Raw genomic sequence first — 21934 nt, 5'->3', positions numbered from 1 at the left:
ATTCTACATGGGCATTCATGAAACTGCGCCTGCCTTTCCTTAACAACCCGCCTCTTGTCGCCGTGGTCCGCCTGTCGGGCGCCATCGGGATGAGCGGTCGCGGCTCCCTCAACGACGTCACGCTGGCCCCGATGCTGGAACGCGCCTTCCGGCGCGGCAAGCCTGCTGCCGTGGCGCTCCAGATCAATTCGCCGGGCGGCTCGCCTGTGCAAAGCTCGCTGATCGGATCGCGCATTCGCCGCCTGTCCGAAGAGCTGAGCGTGCCGGTTTATGCCTTTGTCGAGGATGTGGCCGCCTCTGGCGGGTATTGGCTGGCCTCGGCGGCGGATGAGATCTGGGCAGATGAAAGCTCGGTCGTGGGGTCCATCGGGGTGATCTCTTCGGGGTTCGGCGCGCATATCTTTCTGGCGCGCCAGGGGTTCGAACGCCGCGTTCACACGGCGGGCCGGTCGAAATCCATGCTCGACCCGTTCGCGCCCGAGAAGGAAGAGGATGTCTCGCGCCTCAAGGTTTTGCTGGCGGAGATGCACCAGACCTTCATCAATCAGGTCAAGACCCGGCGTGGCGACAAGCTGAACGACAATGGCGATCTGTTCACCGGAGAGTTCTGGCTGGCGCGGCGCGCGCAGGAATTGGGCCTGATCGACGGGATCGGCCATCTCAAGCCCAAAATGCAGGAGCGGTTCGGAGACAAGGTGCAATTCCGCCGTTATGGCCTCAAGAAACCGCTTTTCTTGCGTCTGGGCACACAGGTCGCACAAGACGCCATCGCCGGGCTGGAGGAGCGGGCCGCCTACGCGCGCTTTGGTCTCTGACGTGATCCTGAAAGTTGTCCTTCTTTTCCTCGTAGGCATGGCGGTTCTGGCAATGTTCGGCAAATTGCGATTTCCGGGGCAGACCGCCTTGCGCTCGGCCCGATGCCCCGGCTGTGGTCGTTTTCGCATCAGCAAGGGACCGTGTCGCTGCGGACAGGGGGATCGTTCATGACGGCCTGGCTGCTCTCCGGCCTCGGCCTTGTCATCCTGCTCTTGGCGGGCGACGCGCTGGTGCGCGGCGCGGTCAATCTGAGCTTGCGGCTGGGCGTGCCCGCCTTGATCGTCAGCCTGACCATTGTCGCCTTCGGCACCTCGGCACCCGAGTTGCTGATCGCGATCAAGGCGGTTGAAGAGCATGCGCCGGGCATCGCGCTGGGCAATGTTGTCGGCTCGAACACGGCCAATATCCTGCTGGTGCTGGGCCTGCCCGCATTGCTTGCCACGTTGCACACCAGCGAATGCAACAGCCGCAAGACTTATGTCTTCATGCTGCTCGCATCGGTGTTGTTCATCGGGCTGGCCTTTCTGGGCACGTTCAATTTCTGGACCGGTGCTATCCTGTTGGCCGCACTGGCGCTGGTGCTCGCGGATGCCTTCCGCGATGCCAAAGCGCATCGAAGAGCCTGCGGCGGTGTCGAAGAGATTGAGGATTTGGAAGAGGCCGACCCCGACATGCCGTTCTGGCGCATCGGTGTCTATCTGGTGCTGGGATTGATAGGCCTGCCCATGGGCGCGCATCTGCTGGTTGAAAACGCCACGGTGATTGCCCGCACCTACCATGTCAGCGAAACAGTGATCGGCCTGACACTTGTCGCGATCGGCACCTCACTGCCCGAGCTTGCGACCACGATGATGGCGGCGCTGCGTCGGCAGGCGGATGTGGCACTGGGCAATGTCATCGGCTCGAACATGTTCAATCTGCTGGCCATTATCGGCATTGCCACATGGTTCGGCCCGATTCCGGTCGATCCCGAGTTCCTGGAGTTCGACCTCTGGGTGATGCTGGGCGCGTCGATCCTGCTGTTCCCGTTTGTGTTCCTGAAAAAGGACATCACCCGGATCTGGGGGGTGATCCTGACCACACTCTACGCCGTATATGTCGTGAGCGTTTTGCTGTAACCCGCTGGGGTGGAGGTTGGGCATGGCCCGGGCATTGGTCACAGGTGCAGGTATTCGGCTTGGCCGCGAGATGGCGATCTATCTGGCAGAGCGCGGCTTTGACGTAGCGGTGCACTACGCAACCTCTGAGGACGCTGCGCGCGAGGCTGTCGACACCATTACATCGCTGGGCCGCGCTGCGGTTGCGTTGCAGGCCGATCTGCTGAATGAGGCAAAGGTCGAGGCGCTTCTGCCCCGTGCTGCTGACGCCCTTGGCGGCCCGATCACCTGCCTGGTCAACAATGCCTCGGTCTTTGAGTATGACAACATCCGCTCGGCGTCCCGGCACAGCTGGGACCGGCACATGGAAAGCAATCTGCGCGCGCCTTTTGTGCTGACGCAGGCCATGGCGGCGCAGGGCTTTCCGGCTAGGACTGATCATAACGATGAACCGCAGGCCACCGGTCTGATCGTCAACATGATCGACATGCGCGTGCGTAAGCTGACGCCCGAATTCATGACCTATACGATTGCGAAGTCCGGGCTGTGGACCTTGACCCAGACCGCAGCGCAGGCGCTGACCCCCGCGATCCGGGTCAATGCGATTGGACCGGGTCCGACCTTGCGCGGGCATCGGCAGTCCGAAGAACACTTCGCCGCGCAGCGCGCCAACACGATCTCTGGGCGGGGTTCGAACCCGTCGGATATCAGCGCTGCACTCGGTTATCTGCTGGAGGCACACGCGGTCACCGGACAGTTGATCTGTGTCGATGGCGGCCAGCATCTGGGATGGCAGACGCCGGATGTTTTGGGGGTTGAATAGGCCTGCGCGATGCAAGTTTTGCACCGCTCGCATTTGTGTTACTTAACCGTTACAAAAATGTCTTTATTTTCATATACTTGCTATGTGTCCAAAAATATTTCTTTTAAAAACAATACGTTGAATTGTCGCCTAATATTTGTGCAAATCAAGGAAGCCCCCTGTTTTCAATGAATTTCTCTGGTTGGCCGGAAGATATACGCAAGGTTATCCACAGAAGTCGTGGATTTGTTTTCCCTTGAACTAGCCCTCACAAGATTGCAGCCCCCAGCCGAGAATCATATCTGTGGTCCATGAGTGACGCGCCCGACAGAATCACCGATCCCGCTCTGGTGGGGTATTCCTGTATTCAGGCCTATCTGAAGTCGCTGGACAGTTCACCCGGCGTCTACCGGATGCTGGATGCGCAGGCGCGGGTTCTCTATGTCGGAAAGGCGCGAAATCTGCGGGCGCGGGTGTCGAATTATTCCCGCCCGGGCCATTCCCCGCGGATCGAGCGAATGATCGGCGAAACCGCCTCGATGATGTTCCTGACCACGCGGACCGAGACAGAAGCGTTGTTGCTGGAACAGAACCTGATCAAGCAGCTGAAACCGAAATACAACGTGCTGCTGCGCGACGATAAGAGCTTTCCTAATATTCTGGTTTCCAAGCAGCACGCCTTTTCCCAGATCAAGAAACACCGGGGGGCGAAGAAGGAAAAAGGCACCTATTTTGGCCCCTTCGCCAGCGCTGGAGCGGTGAACCGGACGCTGAACCAGTTGCAGAAGGCGTTCCAGCTGCGCAACTGCTCTGATTCCATGTTCGAAAGCCGGACGCGGCCCTGTCTGCTCTATCAAATCAAGCGCTGTTCGGGGCCTTGTGTGGGTCTGATCTCGGAAGAGGATTATGCGGCGCGCGTGAAAGATGCCGGGCGGTTTTTGTCCGGCCGTTCCACTCGCGTGCAGGAGGACTTGGCTGAGCAGATGCAGGTCGCCTCGGACGCAATGGAGTTCGAACGCGCCGCCGGGCTACGCGACCGGATCAAGGCGCTGACCAGCGTTCAGACCAGCCAGGGCATCAACCCGCGCGGGGTGACTGAGGCCGATGTCATTGCGCTGCATATGGATAGCGGTCTGGCCTGTGTGCAGGTGTTTTTCATTCGCGCCAACCAGAACTGGGGCAATCGCGATTTCTATCCCCGCGTCGGCGCGGATGTTTCATCCGCCGAGGTGATGGAGGCGTTTCTGGGCCAGTTCTATGACAACAAGGAACCACCACGTCAGCTGATCTTGTCCGACGGGATCGAAAATGCCGATCTGATGACCGAGGCGCTGAGCGAGAAGGCCGGGCGCAAGGTCGAAATCCTCGTGCCGCAGCGCGGGGAGAAGGCCGAACTGGTCTCAGGCGCGCTGCGCAATGCGCGCGAATCTCTGGGCCGGCGCATGTCAGAAAGCGCCACCCAGGCGAAACTGCTGCGCGGGTTGGCCGAGGCTTTCGATCTGGATGCGCCGCCCGAACGGATCGAGGTCTATGACAACTCACATATTCAGGGCACAAATGCGGTCGGCGCGATGATCGTGGCTGGACCCGACGGGTTTATGAAAAACGCCTATCGCAAGTTCAACATTCGCGGTGACGATCTGACCCCCGGCGATGATTTCGGGATGATGAAAGAGGTGCTGAACCGCCGCTTCGCCCGGCTGCTGAAAGAAGATCCTGACCGGGAAAAGGGCCTCTGGCCCGATTTGCTGCTGATAGATGGCGGGGCCGGGCAGGTCAGTGCTGTGCAGGAGATCATGACCGCCCATGGCGTCGATGATGTCGCCATGGTCGGGGTTGCCAAAGGCGTGGACCGCGACCACGGCAAGGAAGAGTTCCACCGCACAGGACAGCGCCCCTTTGCGCTGAAACGCAACGATCCGGTGCTCTATTTCGTGCAGCGTCTCAGGGATGAGGCGCACCGTTTTGCCATTGGGACCCACCGGGCCAAACGTGCCAAGACAGTAGGGGCGACGCCGCTGGATGAGATTGCGGGCGTCGGGGCTTCGCGCAAGCGGGCGCTGCTGGCGCATTTCGGCAGCGCCAAGGCGGTCAGCCGCGCCAATCTGGCCGATCTCAAGGCGGTTGAAGGCATCTCGGCGGGGTTGGCGCAGAAGGTCTATGATTTCTTTCACGACAAGGGCTGAGTTGGCACTTGCGAGAATTATCGCGCCTCGTCTTTCGGTTCCCGCAAGGCCGCGATAAAGTCCACTCATGAAATGGAACGTGCCGAACATATTGACCTTGCTGCGACTTATCGCAGCGCCGGGTCTCGCCATCATGTTTTTGTATTTCACCCGACCCTATGCGGACTGGTTTGCATTGATCCTGTTTGTCTCGGCGGCGGTGACCGATTGGTTTGACGGCTATCTTGCGCGGGCCTGGAAACAGGAAACCAAGATCGGCGCGATGCTGGACCCGATTGCTGACAAGGCGATGGTGGTGATCGCGCTGATGATCCTTGTGGGCTATTCCACCGAACACTGGACGCCCTGGCTGGTCCTGCCGGCCACGGTCATCCTGTTCCGCGAGGTGTTTGTGTCGGGCCTGCGCGAGTATCTGGGCGATACTGCGGGCACGCTCAAGGTGACGAAGCTCGCAAAATGGAAAACCACTGCGCAGATGATCGCGATTGCGGTCCTGTTCAGTCAGGGGATATTCGAACATCATCTGGGCATGTCAGCATGGGGTATGGATCAGGCCTTGTTCGAGCAAATCCTCGCGGGCGATGTCAGTGACGAGGTTGGATTGCGCTGGAAGAATGCTGCCGTCGTCTGGTCCGGTCGGGTCGGGCTTTGGCTGCTTTGGATCGCGGCGACGCTGACATTGATCACCGGCTGGGATTACCTAAATAAAGCCATGCCACATCTGAGGGAGACGCGATAATGGACGTGCTCTATTTTGCATGGGTCCGGGAGCGTATCGGCATCCCGAAGGAAAAGATCGACACCGAGGCCGCGACAGTGGCTGATCTGGTGCGCGAACTGGTTGCCCGGGAAGAGCGCTATGCCGCGGCCTTTGCCGATCTTTCAGCACTGCGCGTGGCGCTGGATCAGGAGCTCAGCGGGTTTGACGCGCCCTTGACCGGCGTGCGCGAGGTGGCGTTTTTCCCTCCCATGACAGGCGGGTAGGCGCATGCGCGTCTCGGTTCAAGAAGAGCCATTTGATCTGGGTGCTGAGGCCAACCGCTTTGCAGAGGGCGATACCGGCAGCGGGGCCATCGTGACCTTTACCGGCGTGGTGCGCGATCTGGCGCAGGGCAATCTGGATGTGATGGAGATCGAGCATTATCCGGGCATGACCGAAAAGGCGATTGCCGCGATTGCCGATGACGCCCGCCAGCGCTGGTCATTGGCGGATGTTCTGGTGATCCACCGCTATGGCCAACTGGCACCGGGCGACCGGATCATGATGGTCGCCACCGCCGCGCGCCACCGCAAGGATGCGTTTGAGGCGGCGGAATTCCTGATGGATTACCTGAAATCCCGCGCACCGTTCTGGAAGAAGGAAATTTCAGGAGAGGGCAGCGATTGGGTTGCCGCAAAGGATGAGGACGAGGCCGCGCTCGACCGCTGGTGATCAGTTTACGCTGTTGAGCCGCGCGCGCAGTTCTTCTGCTTCCTGTCTGGCGTCGCGCAGCCCTTCCATGGCCGCGCGCAATTCTGCCTCTGTCTGGGTCAACTGGTTGCTCAGTTCCGCCTCGCGCTGTTGCAGATAGGTGATGGCCTGATCGCGGGTTTCCTCGGCCTCGTGCAGTTCCTGGCTCATCCGGTCCAGATCGGCGACGTCGCTTTGGCGGACACGGGTAAAGCGATGGACCAGCCAATTGGCGAACCAGCCCATGGCAAAGGCGACGAACAGGATGATCGCTGTGGTGATGATGAATTCTGTTCTGTTCATTTACTCGTCCTGTCCGCTTTCCGCGTCCTCTTCGACCGCCGCTTCGGGCTGTTGCTCGACCGCTTCCAGCCCGGTCTGGGTTTCCGGGATCGGTTCGGGGCGGATCAGATGGAAATTGATGCGCCGGTTGGCTTCGCGGCCCTCTTCGGTCTTGTTGTCGGCGATGGGGTCGTTCTCGCCATACCCGACGGCGGTGAAGCTTGAGGTCAGCACCCGGCGCGCGCGCAGCTCGTTCAGCACCGATTGCGCGCGGGCCTGGCTGAGCTGCTGGTTCATCTCTTCGCGGCCCTGACTGTCGGTATAGCCCTGAATCTCCATCCGGATGCCACCGCATTGATCCAGCACGTCTGCGATCCGATTCATCGTATCGAGCGACTCTCCGGCAATGGTGGCCGAGCCGGGTTCAAAGGTGATCTTCGCTTCGCTCTGGATCTCGGCGACCCGGCTTTCACACACGTCGGGATCGAGCGGTTTGTCGGCAGGCTCCGGAGGCTCTTCATAAATGATCGACAGGTCGAACCCCTGCGCCTCGCCCAGCTTTTCGGCCAGCATCCGCGCAGCTTCGGCGCTGGCATCCTCGCGATGGCTGACACCTTGCAGCGTCACGTTCTCCGGGGTGACGGTCAGCACGCCATTGCGCAGCAGCGACAGGGTTTCCAGCCCGGTCAGCACCCGCACCGGCCATTCCGGAGGCAGGTTCGGCACGATCCGTGTGGCGGTGTGCACCACGTCTGAGCCAAAGGCGGCCTTGGCATAGCTGTCCACCATGTGGCGCATGTTCTCGTCCGTGAGGCGTCCGCGAAGTTGCACCAGGCCTTCGGGGCTGAGCGTCGCGGTGAATTCCACCGGGCCGGCCGGGTCAGCCTCGACCGGCTGGGGCAGCACCGCGTGCAGGGCGAAGACCGCCGGCAGATCGGCTTCAAGCTCGCCGACAATCCGGTCAAAATCGGCTTGCGCGACCCCTTCGGCTGCAATCAGCGTAATATCCGCGTCCGAAATCGTGACCGAGCCTAGCCCCAGCGACCGCAGCGCATCAATGCTCAGCTCAGCGGCATCGGCCCATTTTGGCGAGGGCACGCCAAGGCCAATGACGCAGTTGTTTTGGCCCGGAATGCCCGCCCGTCGGGCCGCTGCTGCGATCCGGTCGCGTGCCTGGGGAGTATCGGCCGAACAGGCGTCGAACCGAGCGCCGTCCTCATCGATCAGAAACCGCAAGGTGAAGGGTGTGATCACCGGGCGCGGCGCAGAAATATCAAGCCGGATGCGCAGCCCGCTTGGCGCCACGCGGTTGAGCGTGTTTTCGATGCGGGTCTTGTCTTCTGGACTGTCGGCAATCGCAGTGACGCTGACCAGGTCCGGCCCGAGCGAAATCTTTGATCGTGGCAGCACCGACAGCGATGTTGCGGCAAATTCTATCGCCTCGCTCCAGCCGTCGGGCACCGCATAGTCGGCGGTTTCCAACAGGTCGGTCACAGGACCCCTATCGGAAATCCCGCGCAACTGGTCGATCAGCGCGGCGCGGTCCATGGAGGAGGGCACCAGCCCGATGATCGAGATACCGCTGTCGTTCCGCAGGATCTCTGCCGAAAACCGTGGCGCGCGCAGGTTGGCGGTGGGGGTAATCTCCATCTCGTCGATGACGCGTGAGGCATCGACCTCGTCCCCGACAACGGTCAGGGCGTTGAACCGTGTCGCTTCGTCGCTGGCGGTGCCGGTCAGAACCACCCGCAACCCGTCCGCCTCAACTTCGGCCCAGTCATGGCCTCCGAGGTCAAGCGCGCGGCGCACCGAGATTTCCGAGGCATCCTCGACCGCCTGAACCGCGAAACTGGCGGCGATCATGCAAAGCCCGGCAGCCACCGTAAAGGTCAGGGCAACAATGAACGTTTGAGAAGTACGCATGGGCCGAGTCGGTTTGTCGTCCTTTGGGTCAGGATGTCTTACAAGGCTGTTTGCCGGGGTGCAATCAAACCAGCAGGGCCGCACAGAAGAAGATCAGCGGGATCAAGCCGGTATCACGGTTGACCCGGAACAGCTGCAGCAGTTTCGCATTGTCTTCGATATCGAGCCCGCGCAATTGCCAGGCCATATGCCAGCCCATCGCCCAGGGCCCCGCAAGCGCCAGAACCAGCACCATCAGCGGCGCATCGGGCAGCGCGGCCTCGATCACTGCCCAGCCCATCAGGGTAACGGTTGCGACCAGAAAATACTTCAGCCAGTGCGCCGTGTTCTGACCGAACAGCCGCGCGGTTGATTTGATGCCGATCAGCTCATCGTCCTCAGTGTCCTGATGGGCATAGATGGTGTCATAGAACAACGTCCAGGCGATCCCGGCGGCATATAGGATGATCGCAGGCCACCCCAGCGACCCGCTATGCGCGGTCCAGGCCAGCAGCACGCCCCAGTTGAAAGCGAGGCCCAGAAACACCTGCGGCCACCAGGTGAAGCGTTTGGCGTAAGGGTAGATCGCTACGGGCAGCAGGCTGAGAACACCCATCGCAATCGCGGCCCGGTTGAAGCTGAGCAGGATGAGCAGCGCCAGCAGGCATTGCAGGATCATCCAGACATAGGCACCGGTCACGGTAACTTGTCCCGACGGGATCGGTCGCGATCTTGTGCGCGCAACCCGCGCGTCGAACTCGCGGTCGGTGATGTCGTTCCAGGTACAGCCCGCACCGCGCATCAGCCAGGCGCCGATGGCGCATCCGGCCGCAATCCACAGATCGCCCTTGCGCGGATTGCCGCCCGCCAGTATCGCCAGCGCCAGACCCCACCAGCAGGGGATCAGCAACAACCAGGTGCCGATCGGTCTGTCCGCACGGCTGAGCCGCAGATATGGGCGGGCAAATCCCGGTGCGTAGGTGTCGACCCAATTGCCCGAAACCGAGTCCGAGACCTGACCGTCTGGTGTTGGCGCATCGCCTTGCATATGTAGGCTCTCATGAGTGCAAAGATCAGGCTGTATGTAGAGCACCCGCTGGGGCAGGGGCAATCGGTTCCTTTGACGCGGGATCAGGCGCATTACCTGTTTGGGGTGATGCGGCTTGCCGTTGGCGCGTCTGTTGCGCTGTTCAATTCGCGCGATGGCGAATGGCTGGCCGAGGTGGCCGAGGCGGGCAAGCGCGGTGGGTCTCTGACCTGTATCGAACAGACAAAACCGCTGCAGATGCCGCCCGACCTCTGGCTGCTCTTTGCGCCGATCAAGAAGGCGCGCACGGATTTCATCGTCGAAAAAGCCGCCGAGATGGGCGCGCGGCGCATTGTGCCGGTGCAGACGGAATTCACCAATTCCGAACGCATCCGGCAGGACCGATTGCAGGCTCATGCGGTTGAGGCGGCGGAACAATGCGGCGGCACTTTCGTGCCAGAAGTGGGCGCGTTGCAGAAACTTGACCGCCTGCTGGCCGATTGGCCGCCGGATCGGCAACTGATGTTCTGTGACGAAGCACTAGTGGGCGCTGGAGAGGCGCTGCGTGATGCGGGGCCGGGTCCATGGGCGATCCTAATCGGCCCCGAGGGAGGTTTCTCGGAGGCTGAACGCGAGCGGCTGACGCGGGCCGATTTCGCTCATGCGGTCAGCCTCGGGCCCCGCATCCTGCGCGCCGACACGGCGGCGGTAGCGGCGATGACGGTCTGGCAGCAGGTGCTGGGGGATTGGTAGATGCAGCGCGCGACGCAAGCTGATGCCGCCGCGATCGACGGGTTCCTCGCGAGTCATATCGAGACGTCGATGTTTCCTCTTTCCAACCTGCGGACCCATGGTCTGGATGGGGCGCATCCACGCGCGATTTCGGTTTGGATCGACCCGGAAACCGGCGGGATGCTCGCGGTTACCCGCGAGGGCATGATCCTGCCGCAACTCCCGGGTTTCAAGGATTGGGCTCGGCTGAAACCGTTGCTGTTGGACCGATCACTGATCGGTTGCTTGGGTGAAACCGATCAGGTCCGCGCGCTGCTGATGGCCTGCGGGTTGCAGGATCGGCAGATGAACAACGACAGCGATGAGCCGCTGATGCGAATGGATCTCGACGACTTGACAGAACAGGAGGGGGAGGGTCGGCTCCTACCGCTTGCGGTCGCGTCGCGCGAGCTGATTGAGAGCTGGCGCACAGCGTATCATCTGGAAGTCATGGGCACACCTGCTGACCAGGCCGAGGCCTTGGCACGCCGCGATATCGAGAGTTACATCTCGGCGGATACCCACCGCGTGCTTGTTATCGAGGATGTTCCTGTCGCCATGACCGGCTTCAATGCGGTATGCGGCGATGTGATTCAGATCGGAGGGGTCTATACGCCCCCGGAGCTCAGGCAACGTGGCTACGCAGGCCGGGCGCTTCACCTGCATCTGGCCGAGGCCGCCCGTTCCGGCAAGGCGCGCGCGATTCTCTTTGCGGCTTCTGAGGCGGCGGCAGGAGTCTATAGGCGCACCGGTTTCGAGATCATCGGGTCTTATTCGATGTGTCTGTTCAGGGACCCCGAACGGATCGGTTGATCTCGCTTCCCTGCCGTTGGGGCTTGAAGATTTCACGGCACTGCACACCTTAACCATATTGGCGATACCGCCCGCGCGCACGTCACCGAAGAAAGGCCAGAGGCATGAGTTTTATTCGCCCCGAAGCAAAGCTGGCCCTCTGGAAATGGCGCGAAGTGCTGGTTGCAGCAGCGCTGCTTCTGGTTGGCCTCAGCTGGATCGTCGGGCCCGGCGGGTTGCTGGCGTGGCTCGGTTGGCTGCTGTTGGTCGCAGGCATTGCGCTGATCGTTATAGGTATCCAACGCGCGCGCTTCCGGTCGGGTACCGGCGGGCCGGGTGTGGTGCTGGTTGATGAAGGACAGATCAGCTATTACGGCCCTCTCACGGGAGGTGTTATTGCGGCGGCGGAACTGGATCAACTGTCGCTCGACCCGACGTCGAAACCCGCACATTGGGTGTTGCGCCAACCGGGGCAATCTCCACTTCACATACCGGTCAATGCCGAAGGGTCCGAGGCACTGTTTGATGTGTTCGCGGCTCTGCCGGGGTTGCACACCGAGGCCATGCTGGCGGAGCTTGGCGGCAGGTCCCCACACCCGGTTGTGATCTGGGAACGGCATTCGAGCCGCCCGCCGCAGATGCGGCTGCATTGACACCCGTCGCGTTTGTGACCACGACTGGCTTTTGAACGAAGCACTCAATATCGGAGCGAGCCATGTCCATTCCCCAATCCGGCGGTGGGCCGATCGAACGGCACGAACAACTGGCCGAATACCTTTCGGATGGATGCAAGCCGAAGGATCAGTGGCGGATCGGGACCGAGCACGAAAAGTTCGGCTATTGCAAGGACACGCTGAAACCGCTGCCCTTTGAGGGTGAGCGTTCGATCCTGGCGGTGCTGGAGGGGCTGCGCGACGGTCACGGTTGGGCACCCGTTGAAGAGGGCGGCAAGCTGATCGGGCTGGAAAAGGACGGGGCCAATGTCAGCCTGGAACCCGGCGGGCAGTTGGAATTGTCCGGCGCACCGCTGGAAACCATTCATGAGACCTGCGACGAGGTGAACGCGCATCTGAGCGACGTGAAGGATATCGCCGACAAGATCGGCGTGGGCTTTATCGGGCTTGGCGCCGCGCCGATCTGGACCCATGAGGACATGCCCCTGATGCCCAAGGGTCGCTATAAGCTGATGGACAGCTACATGCAGAAGGTCGGCACGATGGGCCGGGTGATGATGCGGCGTACCTCGACCGTGCAGGTCAATCTCGATTTCTCCTCCGAAGCGGACATGGTGCAGAAACTGCGTGTGGCGATTGCCTTGCAACCCGTCGCCACCGCGCTGTTTGCCAATTCGCCGTTTTTCGAGGGCAAGCCCAACGGCCACAAGAGCTGGCGCAGCCGGGTCTGGCGCGATCTGGACGCGGACCGAACGGGGATGGTGCCCTTCGTCTTTGACGAAGGTTTCGGGTTCGAGCGTTGGGTGCAATATGCGCTCGATACGCCGATGTATTTCGTCTATCGCGATGGTGTCTATCACGATGCGCTGGGCCAGTCCTTCCGCGACTTCCTGAAGGGAGAGCTCCCCGCGCTGCCCGGCGAAACACCGATGCTCAGCGATTGGGCTGATCATTTGACCACGCTGTTCCCCGAAGCGCGGATCAAGAAATTCATGGAGATGCGTGGCGCCGATGGCGGGCCGTGGCGCAGGCTTTGCGCCTTGCCAGCGTTCTGGGTTGGGCTGATGTATGACCAGAGCGCGCTGGATGCAGCCTGGGATCTGGTCAAGGGCTGGGACGCCGAAACGCGCGACAACTTGCGGGTTGAGGCTTCGGTTCACGGTTTGCAGGCGCAGGTTGGCGATATCGACATGCACGCGCTGGCGCGCGAGGTGGTGGCGATTTCCGAGGCGGGCCTGAAGGCGCGCGCCCGGCCCGGTGTGGGCGGCATGGTGCCGGATGAAACGCATTTCCTGAACGCACTCAAGGACAGCCTTGAGACCGATAAGGTGCCCGCCGACGAACTGCTCGACCATTACAACGGCGATTGGGGTGGCGATCTGACCCGAATCTATCGCGAGTTCAGCTATTGATGCGATAGTGGTGAGCGTCTGCGGGCGCGTGTCCCGGCGTCAAAGATCAATCCCGGAGGAATGCAATGGCCAGTGATCCGATTGAGACGCGCAAATCGACCGAGGGCATGGTTGATTACAACCGGAATTCCTCGGCGCAGCAGCAGCACGCGATCATGCAGGCCGATCATATCCGGCGGCTGGTGGGTAAGCTGAGCCGGGTCGAGCCGGAATTGCGGCTGGTCGATTACGGCTGCGGCCCGGGGATGAGTGCGATCGAAACCGTGCGCCCGGCGATTGAGGCCTATCGCGCGCAATTCGCCGATGCGCCGATCGCGGTCTGCCATTCGGATCAGTCGGGAAACGATTGGAACGCGCTGTTTGAGCTGGTGAGTGGCCCCGATGGCTATCTTTCCGGCAACGGCCCGCCGCGTGTCGAGGCGGCGATCGGGTCGTTTTATGACCGGCTGGTTGCAGACAACTCCGTGTCGCTGGGCACCTGTTTCTTCGCCAGTCACTGGCTCAGCCATGCGGTCCGGCTGGACGCTCCCGGCACGGTCTTGTTCAACGATCTGCAGGGCGCGGCGCGGGTGCAGCTGGCAGAGATGGCGCGGCGCGACTGGGTCACCTTCCTGCGCCATCGGGTGGCAGAACTGCAGTCCGGCGGGTATCTTCTGGTCTCCGCACTGGGGTCGGTTCCGGACGCCGCAGAAGCCAACGGAGCGGCCGCCGCCGGTCGCGGTATCTATCGCGCCATGCAGGTTGTGGCACAGAGTATGGCCGATGACGGGATGCTGGACGGCGATGTGCTGAACGGCTTTGTCTTTTCTCTTTGGTTCCTGACCGAGGCTGAGGCGTCCGAGGCGATTTCCGGTGATCCGGTACTGGCGGCGGCGTGCGAGATAGATCATCTTGCCGTGACGCCTGCGCCGAAAAACCCCGATGACCTGTTCAAGGACGAGATCGGTGATCCGGCGGAATACGCCCGGCTTTATGTGGGATATACGAAGGCGTTTGCCGATTCGACCTTGCGCACCCAGCTCTTCGAACCCTCTGCACAGACATCGGAGGTCGCCGATGACCTGGCTGATGAGTTTTATCGCAGGCTGGACGCGCTCTACCGCGCGCATACAGACACCTATGCCTGCGAAATCTGGCATCTGACCGTGGCGCTGCGGCGGCGCTGAGCCACTTTCATTGGAACAGCACAGAAAAAGGCGGCGGGTTACCCCACCGCCTTCCTGGTGTTCGACAGGGCCGGATCACTGCTGCAGCGAGGCAGGATCCTTGTCAGCGATATCTTCCCAGTTTGCGCTCGCCTTTTCGATGAAGCCGGGGATGTCGGTTTCCCAGCGTTCCTGAATGTCGGGCGAAATGTTCAGATAAAGCTTGTCATCGACGATCTTCCAGACATTCGGGTCACCGTCAAATTTGAAGCCCATCGCAGCACCGAAGGCGCAATAGCCGCCATAGACCGGCAGGTAGGCCTCGGGGTTGCGCTCGAACTCGGCTTTGTTCTCTTCCGAGGCGAAGCGGTAGGTGGCGTCATTGTAGCTTGAGGTGATCTTCCAGTTGCCCGGCGTTGCTTCACCTTCGGTGAAATAGGCAACGGGGTCATGTCCCTGCAGGGCGAGGCCGGTGGAGGATGCGTTCAGTTCTACGCCCGCGGCCAGTGCCGAGGTTGCAAGCGCAACCGAAAGTGCGACGCCGCTGATAAGAGTTTTGACCTTGTTCATGGTGCTAACCTTTCTATTGAGAGGCATCGACCTTCATCAGAAATGCGAAGCGGATGATGCCTGTGTGGTTCTGAGCGGCCCGTAATTTGCCCTCATGCAGCATCACCTGATCATCCGATTGCTCACGTTCAAAACAAGTAATGGTGATTGTGTGTCAGCGAACGGAACCTGTGCAGCGACGCTCAGGTTCCGGTGTTTTTTGGGGTGTCACGGACCCCGTTGGCTCAGCAGGTTAGCTAGGGTTCAACCCTGAAACGGCGCGGCTCCAGCCATCCAATCACGGGTTTGCGACGGGCAGCATAACCCGCGACCGAGCGGTCGAGACGATCCGCCAGAACGGGCAGGCGGCTGACCGGGACTTTCGGAAACAGGTGATGTTCGCGATGGTAGAACATCAGATAGGCCAGCCGCGCCAGTAAGCCCCGCTGGCTGCGCGCCGCAACACCACTGTCATGGGTGCCCTGATGGGTGATCCAGACCGCGAAAAGGGCTGCAAGACATTGGGCAACGCTCATGGCGGCCACATGCAGCAGCAGGATCTGCGACCCGGTCAGGAGCGCGGTGATGACCACGCCAAGCGCGAGACCCCAGTCGATCAGGATACGCTTGCGTCCTTTTGTGCTTGCGCCTTCCCAGGCGGCGCGGTTGATGTCGACCGGAAAGCGCGGGCCATAGATCAACACCTGGGGCAGGGACATATGCCCGCATTTCCCTTCGCAATCGCCGGGTCCCATCGCGTGTTTGTGGTGCAGCAGGTGGCAATGGCTGAACGCATGGTTCGATCCCAGCATCAGGGCGCTCAGCACATGCATCACCAGATTGTCTCCCTTGCGGGGCAGCCCGAGATTGCCATGGATCGCTTCGTGATTGAGGCGTAGCGCACAGAGAAAGAACATGAAGCTGCCGATGCCGCCCAGTGGCCACAGGGATGTGCCATAGAGCGTCAGGGACAGCAGCAACCAGGGCAGCGGCAGCATCAGTTCCTTCACTTTCGCCCAGGGGCTCAGTGCCACGAGATCGCTCCAGATGATGCCGCGCGGCGGCCGTTCCGGGTGGTGGGGTCGGGTCATGTGGGTCATCTGCGTACTCCCTTCGTACCTTGTTCAAAGTGAACCGCCTTTGATGTGTTACGGTAATAACAGTTATTTCTGTTATAAGTGAAATTTAAGGTCAAAATTTTTTACTCTGATGTCTCCTTCTGTCCCTTTGGCACCAGTCGAGCGATGCGCCCGCCCAGTTTGACCACGGCAAGCTGGATGCCGCGCGGCAATCTGCGCACGTCGACATACCAGTCGTCAAACATCTGCATCGTCTCCAGCGTCTCGTCGATGCGCGCGCGGGTTTTCACCGGGGTGCCGTCGGCCTCTGCCTCTTTCGCCACCTCGCGCAAGGCGGCCAGGGTCGGCGCAAACTCCCGCTCTCTGCGGCCTTCGACCACAGCCTTGGTCAGATCGAACATGTCCCGGATCGAATGGAAATGATCGCGGCGATCCCCCAGTTGCCGACTGGCCTTAACCAGCTTCCAGCTTTGCAGCTCTTTCAACCCGTTTGAGACATTCGAGCGCGCAAGACCGAGCGTGTCGCAGATCTCATCAGCGGTCAGCGGGTCAGGGGCAATATGCAACAGCGCATGGATCTGCGCCACCGAGCGGTTCACGCCCCATTTGGTGCCCATATCTCCCCAGTGAAGGATGAAATCCTGCATGGCCTGCGACAGTTGCATCATGCCTTCCTGTAATTTCTGTATGATCAGAAATTACAGATAACCGCGATTCGATCAAGAGGCTTGTTGGATCAGCGCTGGGTCAGGATTTCGAGCCGATCTTGGGCTCGGTCCCGGATTTGATCCGGGCGATGTTCGCGCCATGGCGGAGATAGACCAGCAGGGTCAGGATGATCCCGAGAATGAGCGTTTCTCCGTGGCCCAGAACAAGCGCCCAGAATGTCGACGCCGCAGCCGAGACAAGCGCGCCGACCGAGGACATCCGCGATACGGCCGCCGCCGCTAGCCATGTCAGGCAGCAGGCAACGCCGACGGGCCAGGCCAGCGCCAACCAGATGCCCAGAAAGGTGGCCACCCCTTTACCGCCCCGAAAGCCCAGCCAGATCGGAAAGCAATGGCCCAGAAAGGCGGCAAGCGCGGCATACTGTGCGGCTTGTTCGCCTGCAAAGTGGCGCGCCAGCAGCAAGGCGACCGCGCCTTTTGCGCCATCAAACAGAACGGTCAGGGCGGCGGCCAGCTTGTTGCCGGTGCGCAGAACGTTGGTTGCGCCGATATTGCCCGATCCGATCTCACGCAGGTTGCCCAACCCCATGATCCGCGCAAATACCATACCGAACGGAATCGAGCCCAGCCCGTATCCGACGACGGCCCATAAGATCAGCGCGTCGGTTGAAGTGTCGCCTGCGAACATCAATCTCTCCGGTAAACGGCCATCCCGGCCACATAGGTTGCTAGCACCCTACCTTGCATCCGCTGGCCGTCAAACGGCGTATTCTGCGATTTCGACTGAAGTGTGAAGCGATCAAGAACAAAGGGCGTGTCCGGATCGAACAGCACCAGATCAGCCGGTGCGTCCGGGGCCAAGCGACCGGAAGCCAGCCCCAGCCGTTTCGCCGGGTTCAGGGACATGGCGCGGAACAGGGTGGGCAGATCAAGCTGCTCGCCATGATAGAGCCGCAGCGCCGCGGGCAGTAGCGTCTCCAGTGCCACCGCGCCCGAGGCGGCCTCTTCAAAGGGCAGCCGCTTGCTTTCTTCGTCCTGCGGTGTGTGCATCGAGCTGATGATGTCGATCAGCCCGCTGCGCACTGCCTCGATCACCGCCTGCCGGTCGTCCTCCGAGCGCAGCGGGGGTTTGACCTTGAAGAAGGTGCGGTAGTCGGCCACGTCCAACTCGTTCAGGGTCAGGTGGTGGATTGAGGTCCCGGCGGTAATGTCGAGCCCATTGCGCTTGGCGCGCTCCAACGCGGGCAGGGCGCGGGCGGTGGTGATCTGGTCTGCGTGATAGCGGGCGCCGGTCATTTCCAGCAATGCGATGTCGCGATCCAGCCCCATCCGCTCGGCCATCGGCGACACGGCGGGCAGGCCATAGAGCGTCGCGAATTTGCCGCTGGTCGCAGCCGCGCCCTGGCTCAGGCCGGGTTCCTGCGGATGGGCAATGACCAGCGCGCCGCACGAGCGCGCATAGGTCAGCGCGCGCGAGAACACCTTGGTGTTGCTGACCACATGGTCGCAATCGGTGAAGGCGACGGCACCGGCATCCATCAGGAACCCGATCTCGGTCATCTCGCGACCGTCGCGGCCCTTGGTCAGCGCTGCCATTGGCAGCACGTTGACCGGCGTATCCGCCTGTGCCCGGCGAGTGACGAATTCCAGCGTCTCGGGCGTGTCGATGACCGGCAGTGTATCGGGCCGCGTCACGATGGTGGTGACCCCGCCCGCCGCTGCCGCCAGACCTGCGGATTTATAGCTTTCCTTGTGCCGCTCACCGGGCTCACAAACCTTGACACCGATATCGACGATTCCGGGCGCGAGGCATTTGCCACCACAATCGATCACCGTGCCGTCACTCGCGGGCGGCGCATCCGCGCCCCGCGCGGTGATCACGCCGTCGCGGGTCAGCAGCCAGCCGGGACTGTCGGTTCCGGCTTCGGGGTCGATCAGGCGAGCATTGGTGAACAGGGTGGCGGTCATGTCAGGGCCCCTTCAATCGCGGCTTTGGTGGCCGCCGGGTCGGCCTGGAACTTGATCAGATGCTTGTCGCCGGTCTTTGTGATGACCTGCACTGCGCTGCCCAGCATGCGCACGGTTTCGATCTGATGCAGCGGTATCGTCTGGACCGGGCCGCGCAGGGCGCCGTCGCGCAACTCCCAGACCACGCTCAGCTCTTCCGAGGCCATGTACCAGCCGCGCAGGACAATTGCCGCCAATCCGGCAGGCGCGCCGGTCCAGACATAGGGGTTACCCATCATCCACAGCAGGGCCATGGCAAGCGCCATGCCAAAGGCGGCGAGCCAGGCATGGGCCCGGATATAGGCCTGCCTGTCGGGCACGAAGCGGATCACAGGATCAGCCATAGAAGTCCGGCAAGGACGGCGATCATCACGATGGAGAAGATCGCAAAGCCGATGCGAACCGATCTGGCGCGGGCTTCGCGCGGTGAGGTGCGCGGGGCCGAGTAGGGTTCGGCGCTTTTGGTGATCAGCGGCTCTGCCGACCAGTCGACCCGGTCTTCGCGATAACAGCCGACCGGTTCCAGTCGGCTATCCAACGTCAAATCCATCGCCTTGCCCCGGAACGCCGCACTGCGTACCAGCATGACCCAGCCCATGATCTTGTCGAGCGCCTCGGCGTCCAGTTGATCTTCGGGAATGCCGCAGCCTTCGGAAAGGTAGTCGTGCAGGCCGAACCCTTCGAGATCCCAGACCGGAAAGATCTCGATCTCATTTGAATCGAGCCCCTCGACGCCCAGCAACTGCTCAGCCGCGCCCGGCTCGCGCAGGAATTTGGCGTGCTCCGGCGCCACATCCAGCGCATAGAGGCGCAGATGGCCGAACTCGTTTGCCTCAACGGTGACCGGATCGCTCATGCCGCCTCCCGGTGGTGTCGGGCCAGCAAGTCCATCGCGGCCATGCGTACGGCGACGCCCATCTCGACCTGCTCCTGAATAACCGATCGGTTGATGTCATCGGCCAGCGTGCCGTCGATCTCGACCCCGCGGTTCATCGGTCCGGGATGCATCACAATGGCGTCCGGCTTTGCCAGGGCCAGCTTGGCGGCATCGAGACCGTAGCGATGATAATATTCCCGTTCGGACGGAATGAATCCGCCATCCATCCGCTCCTTCTGAAGCCGCAGCATCATCACCACATCGGCGTCTTTCAGCCCCTCGCTCATATCCTCGTACAGTTCGGCCCCGAGCTCCGCGAAATGTCCGGGCACGAGGGTTGGCGGGCCGATCAGGCGGATGCGGTTCTCCATCTTGCCCAGCAGGATCAGGTTCGAGCGGGCGACACGCGAATGGGCGACATCACCGCAGATCGCGACGGTTAGCCGGTGCAACCGTCCCTTGGCGCGGCGGATGGTCAGTGCGTCCAGCAGCGCCTGGGTGGGGTGTTCGTGCCGCCCGTCGCCCGCGTTCAGCACGGCGCAGTTCACTTTCTGTGCCAATAGGTCCACCGCGCCCGATTGCGGATGGCGCACCACCAGCAGGTCGGGATGCATCGCGTTCAGCGTCATCGCTGTGTCGATCAGCGTTTCGCCCTTTTTGATCGAGCTGGCCTGCATCGCCATGTTCATCACATCCGCACCCAGCCGCTTGCCCGCCAGCTCGAAACTGGCTTGCGTGCGGGTGGAGTTTTCAAAGAACATGTTGATCTGGGTGAGGCCCGCCAGCTCATCCGCGTGCTTCAGCGATTGCCGGTTCAGCTCGACATATTTCTCGGCCAGATCAAGGATCGCGGTAATGTCGGATTGGGACAGTTGTTCGATGCCAAGAAGATGACGATGGGCAAAAGACATGGCTTGGCTCCGAACCGGTGTTGCCAGCGCTTATAGAAAGCTCGGCGGGGTGGAGCAATATCCCGCCTGCCTCAATCTGCGTCGCCAATGCAGGCGCCATCCTCGCCGCATTGCTGGCCCGGCTTGCACCAGCGGCCAAAGCCGCAATCCACCGCCTTGACCGGAACGCATCCGCGCCCGCGTGAGCATTTGAAGCCGGGGCGGCATTGCGATTCGGTCTCTTCGCACAGGAACCAGCCTGCGCGGGGGCAGCGCCCGGGCAGGCAGCCGCCGGGATCTGAGCGATCGACGGGGCGTTGGATGTCCTGCGTGCCGGGCCTCGGTTTGCACTGGCCCGCGCCTGCGCACACATTCCCCGGCGTGCAGACGGTGCCATCGGCGCATCGGATGGATCCTTGCGGTGCGCAGCGCAGGCCGCCATTCATGCAAAGCTGACCCGCCGGGCAACTGCGCCCGCCGCCGCAATACTCTCCGCCAAGGGGGACGCAATGGCCGTCAAAGCTGCAGCGTTGACCGGCGCTGCAGCAATTGTTCGCGCCGCATTGCAACTGCCCTGCGCGGCATTCTCCGAAACCCTGCGCCAGGGCGGGCAGACTCCAGCACATCAGCAAAGCGACCCAGAACAAGGCAAGCAATCGTGACATGGCCTTATGCTCGGGCGACACGGCGTCGCTGACAAGCGCTTATCGCCTTTCCTCCGATCACTTAGAGTTTAGACTGGCGTTATGGAATCGGTGTTTGACCCATATGCGGCAAAGGCCCTGCTGGAATGGCAGGTTGAACTGGGCGCGACAGATGCCATCGCTGATGTGCCGGTGGATCGCTATGGGCTGGCCGACAAGGCGCCAAAAGCCAAAGCTGCGCCGGTTACGCAGGCGGCGCAGCCACCTGCCGCGCGCGATCCGGTTGCCGTGGCAAAAGCGGCGGCGAAATCCGCCGGGTCACTGGCGGAGCTTCGCGCCGTGATGGAGGCATTTGAGCTCTGCGAATTGAAGAAAGGCGCACGCCAGCTGGTCTTTGCCGATGGCACGCCCGAGGCGCGCGTGATGATCATCGGCGAGGCGCCGGGCCGCGACGAGGACCGCGAAGGCAGGCCATTTGTGGGCCGCGCCGGGCAATTGCTGGACCGGATGCTGGACGCGATCGGGCTGAGCCGCGCCAATTCGGTTTATATCACCAACGTGCTGCCCTGGCGGCCACCACAGAATCGCGATCCCAAACCGGACGAGATTGGAATGATGGTGCCATTTCTGGAACGGCATGTGGCGCTGGCGCAGCCCGAAGTGCTGGTTTTGATGGGCAATATCAGTTGTCAGGCGGTGCTGGGCAAACGGGGCATTACCCGGTTGCGCGGCAAATGGGATCAGGCGATGACCCTGCCGGTGATGCCCATGTTCCACCCCGCCTACCTGCTGCGCCAGCCGCAGATGAAGCGGCAGGCCTGGGCCGATCTGCTGGAACTGAACGCCAAGCTCGAAGGAGGGTAG

Annotated in this window: 25 protein-coding genes; 13 read left to right on the top strand and 12 right to left on the bottom strand. The window is 61.7% G+C overall.

The window, feature by feature from the left end:
• The first annotated feature begins 17 nt into the window (after positions 1–17).
• The 7 genes from Q5Y75_RS09910 (at position 18) to Q5Y75_RS09880 (ending at position 6333) form a co-directional block, all read left to right on the top strand.
• Entirely contained in the window at positions 18–815 is a 798-nt protein-coding gene (locus tag Q5Y75_RS09910) for a S49 family peptidase (RefSeq protein ID WP_306196810.1), read from the top strand.
• Positions 816–983: 168 nt separating this feature from the next.
• Positions 984–1934, top strand: coding sequence for a calcium/sodium antiporter (locus Q5Y75_RS09905; protein ID WP_306196808.1), 951 nt, complete (start codon positions 984–986; stop codon positions 1932–1934).
• Between the two features lie 22 nt (positions 1935–1956).
• A complete protein-coding gene (locus Q5Y75_RS09900) occupies positions 1957–2736 on the top strand; it encodes an SDR family oxidoreductase (RefSeq protein ID WP_306196806.1) in 780 nt (259 codons plus the stop codon).
• Between the two features lie 290 nt (positions 2737–3026).
• Positions 3027–4901 (top strand): excinuclease ABC subunit UvrC, encoded by a 1875-nt coding sequence (gene uvrC / locus Q5Y75_RS09895; protein ID WP_306196804.1) that lies wholly within the window; start codon positions 3027–3029, stop codon positions 4899–4901.
• Between the two features lie 67 nt (positions 4902–4968).
• Positions 4969–5640 carry a CDP-diacylglycerol--glycerol-3-phosphate 3-phosphatidyltransferase gene (gene pgsA / locus Q5Y75_RS09890; RefSeq protein ID WP_306196802.1) on the top strand — a complete coding sequence of 224 codons (672 nt, stop codon included), beginning with the start codon at positions 4969–4971 and terminating at the stop codon, positions 5638–5640.
• Positions 5640–5885, top strand: a complete 246-nt coding sequence (moaD, locus tag Q5Y75_RS09885) for a molybdopterin converting factor subunit 1 (protein ID WP_306196801.1) — start codon at positions 5640–5642, stop codon at positions 5883–5885. Before pgsA ends, moaD begins: the two co-directional genes overlap by 1 nt.
• Before the next feature lie 4 nt (positions 5886–5889).
• Positions 5890–6333 carry a molybdenum cofactor biosynthesis protein MoaE gene (locus tag Q5Y75_RS09880; RefSeq protein ID WP_306196799.1) on the top strand — a complete coding sequence of 148 codons (444 nt, stop codon included), beginning with the start codon at positions 5890–5892 and terminating at the stop codon, positions 6331–6333.
• On the opposite strand, the gene Q5Y75_RS09875 is transcribed toward Q5Y75_RS09880, so the two are convergent.
• From Q5Y75_RS09875 to ubiA, 3 genes are all read right to left on the bottom strand, one after another.
• Positions 6334–6654 carry a hypothetical protein gene (locus Q5Y75_RS09875; protein WP_306196797.1) on the bottom strand — a complete coding sequence of 107 codons (321 nt, stop codon included), beginning with the start codon at positions 6652–6654 and terminating at the stop codon, positions 6334–6336.
• On the bottom strand, positions 6655–8556 hold the full coding sequence (locus Q5Y75_RS09870) for an OmpA family protein (protein ID WP_306196795.1): 1902 nt from the start codon (positions 8554–8556) through the stop codon (positions 6655–6657).
• A gap of 64 nt (positions 8557–8620) precedes the next feature.
• Complete coding sequence (gene ubiA / locus Q5Y75_RS09865) at positions 8621–9583, bottom strand: 4-hydroxybenzoate octaprenyltransferase (protein WP_306196793.1); 963 nt, start codon at positions 9581–9583, stop codon at positions 8621–8623.
• A 12-nt stretch (positions 9584–9595) separates the two neighbouring features.
• Here ubiA and Q5Y75_RS09860 point away from each other — a divergent pair, with 12 nt between their 5' ends.
• From Q5Y75_RS09860 to Q5Y75_RS09840, 5 genes are all read left to right on the top strand, one after another.
• The gene (locus Q5Y75_RS09860; protein ID WP_306196791.1) at positions 9596–10315 is read left to right on the top strand and encodes a 16S rRNA (uracil(1498)-N(3))-methyltransferase; all 720 of its coding nucleotides are present in this window, start codon (positions 9596–9598) and stop codon (positions 10313–10315) included.
• On the top strand, positions 10316–11146 hold the full coding sequence (locus Q5Y75_RS09855) for a GNAT family N-acetyltransferase (RefSeq protein WP_306196789.1): 831 nt from the start codon (positions 10316–10318) through the stop codon (positions 11144–11146). It abuts the gene before it with no gap.
• 104 nt (positions 11147–11250) lie between these two features.
• Positions 11251–11778 carry a hypothetical protein gene (locus Q5Y75_RS09850; RefSeq protein WP_306196787.1) on the top strand — a complete coding sequence of 176 codons (528 nt, stop codon included), beginning with the start codon at positions 11251–11253 and terminating at the stop codon, positions 11776–11778.
• A gap of 62 nt (positions 11779–11840) precedes the next feature.
• Positions 11841–13211: a glutamate--cysteine ligase gene (locus tag Q5Y75_RS09845; RefSeq protein WP_306196785.1), complete on the top strand. Its 1371-nt coding sequence runs from the start codon at positions 11841–11843 to the stop codon at positions 13209–13211.
• Between the two features lie 65 nt (positions 13212–13276).
• Entirely contained in the window at positions 13277–14377 is a 1101-nt protein-coding gene (locus Q5Y75_RS09840; RefSeq protein ID WP_306196784.1) for a class I SAM-dependent methyltransferase, read from the top strand.
• Between the two features lie 75 nt (positions 14378–14452).
• Here the strand turns inward: Q5Y75_RS09840 and Q5Y75_RS09835 are convergent, their stop codons facing one another.
• From Q5Y75_RS09835 to Q5Y75_RS09795, 9 genes are all read right to left on the bottom strand, one after another.
• On the bottom strand, positions 14453–14926 hold the full coding sequence (locus Q5Y75_RS09835; RefSeq protein WP_306196782.1) for a YHS domain-containing (seleno)protein: 474 nt from the start codon (positions 14924–14926) through the stop codon (positions 14453–14455).
• Between the two features lie 236 nt (positions 14927–15162).
• Positions 15163–16005: a fatty acid desaturase gene (locus Q5Y75_RS09830; protein WP_306196780.1), complete on the bottom strand. Its 843-nt coding sequence runs from the start codon at positions 16003–16005 to the stop codon at positions 15163–15165.
• 101 nt (positions 16006–16106) lie between these two features.
• On the bottom strand, positions 16107–16649 hold the full coding sequence (locus Q5Y75_RS09825; protein ID WP_306196778.1) for a GbsR/MarR family transcriptional regulator: 543 nt from the start codon (positions 16647–16649) through the stop codon (positions 16107–16109).
• A gap of 82 nt (positions 16650–16731) precedes the next feature.
• Complete coding sequence (plsY, locus tag Q5Y75_RS09820; protein WP_306196776.1) at positions 16732–17340, bottom strand: glycerol-3-phosphate 1-O-acyltransferase PlsY; 609 nt, start codon at positions 17338–17340, stop codon at positions 16732–16734.
• Positions 17340–18620, bottom strand: a complete 1281-nt coding sequence (gene pyrC, locus Q5Y75_RS09815) for a dihydroorotase (RefSeq protein WP_306196774.1) — start codon at positions 18618–18620, stop codon at positions 17340–17342. Before pyrC ends, plsY begins: the two co-directional genes overlap by 1 nt.
• On the bottom strand, positions 18617–19003 hold the full coding sequence (locus Q5Y75_RS09810; protein ID WP_306196772.1) for a hypothetical protein: 387 nt from the start codon (positions 19001–19003) through the stop codon (positions 18617–18619). Before Q5Y75_RS09810 ends, pyrC begins: the two co-directional genes overlap by 4 nt.
• Positions 18988–19515 carry a hypothetical protein gene (locus Q5Y75_RS09805; protein ID WP_306196770.1) on the bottom strand — a complete coding sequence of 176 codons (528 nt, stop codon included), beginning with the start codon at positions 19513–19515 and terminating at the stop codon, positions 18988–18990. Before Q5Y75_RS09805 ends, Q5Y75_RS09810 begins: the two co-directional genes overlap by 16 nt.
• On the bottom strand, positions 19512–20447 hold the full coding sequence (locus Q5Y75_RS09800; protein WP_306196768.1) for an aspartate carbamoyltransferase catalytic subunit: 936 nt from the start codon (positions 20445–20447) through the stop codon (positions 19512–19514). Before Q5Y75_RS09800 ends, Q5Y75_RS09805 begins: the two co-directional genes overlap by 4 nt.
• Positions 20448–20518: 71 nt before the next feature.
• The gene (locus Q5Y75_RS09795) at positions 20519–21091 is read right to left on the bottom strand and encodes a scavenger receptor class F, member 2 (protein WP_306196766.1); all 573 of its coding nucleotides are present in this window, start codon (positions 21089–21091) and stop codon (positions 20519–20521) included.
• Between the two features lie 81 nt (positions 21092–21172).
• Between Q5Y75_RS09795 and Q5Y75_RS09790 the strand changes: the two genes are divergently transcribed.
• Positions 21173–21934 (top strand): uracil-DNA glycosylase, encoded by a 762-nt coding sequence (locus Q5Y75_RS09790; protein ID WP_306196763.1) that lies wholly within the window; start codon positions 21173–21175, stop codon positions 21932–21934.

Origin of the sequence: Ruegeria discodermiae, assembly GCF_030758345.1 — a bacterium.
Classification (GTDB): domain Bacteria; phylum Pseudomonadota; class Alphaproteobacteria; order Rhodobacterales; family Rhodobacteraceae; genus Ruegeria_C.
The sequence above is the reverse complement of the archived record's forward strand: the minus strand, read 5'-3'. Positions and strand labels throughout refer to the sequence as shown.

Excerpts from the sequence above, each read along its gene's own strand:
- Q5Y75_RS09910 (WP_306196810.1), top strand. The coding sequence starts at position 18 with ATGAAACTGCGCCTGCCTTTCCTTAACAACCCGCCTCTTGTCGCCGTG.
- Q5Y75_RS09905 (WP_306196808.1), top strand. The coding sequence starts at position 984 with ATGACGGCCTGGCTGCTCTCCGGCCTCGGCCTTGTCATCCTGCTCTTG.
- Q5Y75_RS09900 (WP_306196806.1), top strand. The coding sequence starts at position 1,957 with ATGGCCCGGGCATTGGTCACAGGTGCAGGTATTCGGCTTGGCCGCGAG.
- uvrC (WP_306196804.1), top strand. The coding sequence starts at position 3,027 with ATGAGTGACGCGCCCGACAGAATCACCGATCCCGCTCTGGTGGGGTAT.
- pgsA (WP_306196802.1), top strand. The coding sequence starts at position 4,969 with ATGAAATGGAACGTGCCGAACATATTGACCTTGCTGCGACTTATCGCA.
- moaD (WP_306196801.1), top strand. The coding sequence starts at position 5,640 with ATGGACGTGCTCTATTTTGCATGGGTCCGGGAGCGTATCGGCATCCCG.
- Q5Y75_RS09880 (WP_306196799.1), top strand. The coding sequence starts at position 5,890 with ATGCGCGTCTCGGTTCAAGAAGAGCCATTTGATCTGGGTGCTGAGGCC.
- Q5Y75_RS09875 (WP_306196797.1), bottom strand. The coding sequence starts at position 6,654 with ATGAACAGAACAGAATTCATCATCACCACAGCGATCATCCTGTTCGTC.
- Q5Y75_RS09870 (WP_306196795.1), bottom strand. The coding sequence starts at position 8,556 with ATGCGTACTTCTCAAACGTTCATTGTTGCCCTGACCTTTACGGTGGCT.
- ubiA (WP_306196793.1), bottom strand. The coding sequence starts at position 9,583 with ATGCAAGGCGATGCGCCAACACCAGACGGTCAGGTCTCGGACTCGGTT.
- Q5Y75_RS09860 (WP_306196791.1), top strand. The coding sequence starts at position 9,596 with ATGAGTGCAAAGATCAGGCTGTATGTAGAGCACCCGCTGGGGCAGGGG.
- Q5Y75_RS09855 (WP_306196789.1), top strand. The coding sequence starts at position 10,316 with ATGCAGCGCGCGACGCAAGCTGATGCCGCCGCGATCGACGGGTTCCTC.
- Q5Y75_RS09850 (WP_306196787.1), top strand. The coding sequence starts at position 11,251 with ATGAGTTTTATTCGCCCCGAAGCAAAGCTGGCCCTCTGGAAATGGCGC.
- Q5Y75_RS09845 (WP_306196785.1), top strand. The coding sequence starts at position 11,841 with ATGTCCATTCCCCAATCCGGCGGTGGGCCGATCGAACGGCACGAACAA.
- Q5Y75_RS09840 (WP_306196784.1), top strand. The coding sequence starts at position 13,277 with ATGGCCAGTGATCCGATTGAGACGCGCAAATCGACCGAGGGCATGGTT.
- Q5Y75_RS09835 (WP_306196782.1), bottom strand. The coding sequence starts at position 14,926 with ATGAACAAGGTCAAAACTCTTATCAGCGGCGTCGCACTTTCGGTTGCG.
- Q5Y75_RS09830 (WP_306196780.1), bottom strand. The coding sequence starts at position 16,005 with ATGACCCACATGACCCGACCCCACCACCCGGAACGGCCGCCGCGCGGC.
- Q5Y75_RS09825 (WP_306196778.1), bottom strand. The coding sequence starts at position 16,649 with ATGCAACTGTCGCAGGCCATGCAGGATTTCATCCTTCACTGGGGAGAT.
- plsY (WP_306196776.1), bottom strand. The coding sequence starts at position 17,340 with ATGTTCGCAGGCGACACTTCAACCGACGCGCTGATCTTATGGGCCGTC.
- pyrC (WP_306196774.1), bottom strand. The coding sequence starts at position 18,620 with ATGACCGCCACCCTGTTCACCAATGCTCGCCTGATCGACCCCGAAGCC.
- Q5Y75_RS09810 (WP_306196772.1), bottom strand. The coding sequence starts at position 19,003 with ATGGCTGATCCTGTGATCCGCTTCGTGCCCGACAGGCAGGCCTATATC.
- Q5Y75_RS09805 (WP_306196770.1), bottom strand. The coding sequence starts at position 19,515 with ATGAGCGATCCGGTCACCGTTGAGGCAAACGAGTTCGGCCATCTGCGC.
- Q5Y75_RS09800 (WP_306196768.1), bottom strand. The coding sequence starts at position 20,447 with ATGTCTTTTGCCCATCGTCATCTTCTTGGCATCGAACAACTGTCCCAA.
- Q5Y75_RS09795 (WP_306196766.1), bottom strand. The coding sequence starts at position 21,091 with ATGTCACGATTGCTTGCCTTGTTCTGGGTCGCTTTGCTGATGTGCTGG.
- Q5Y75_RS09790 (WP_306196763.1), top strand. The coding sequence starts at position 21,173 with ATGGAATCGGTGTTTGACCCATATGCGGCAAAGGCCCTGCTGGAATGG.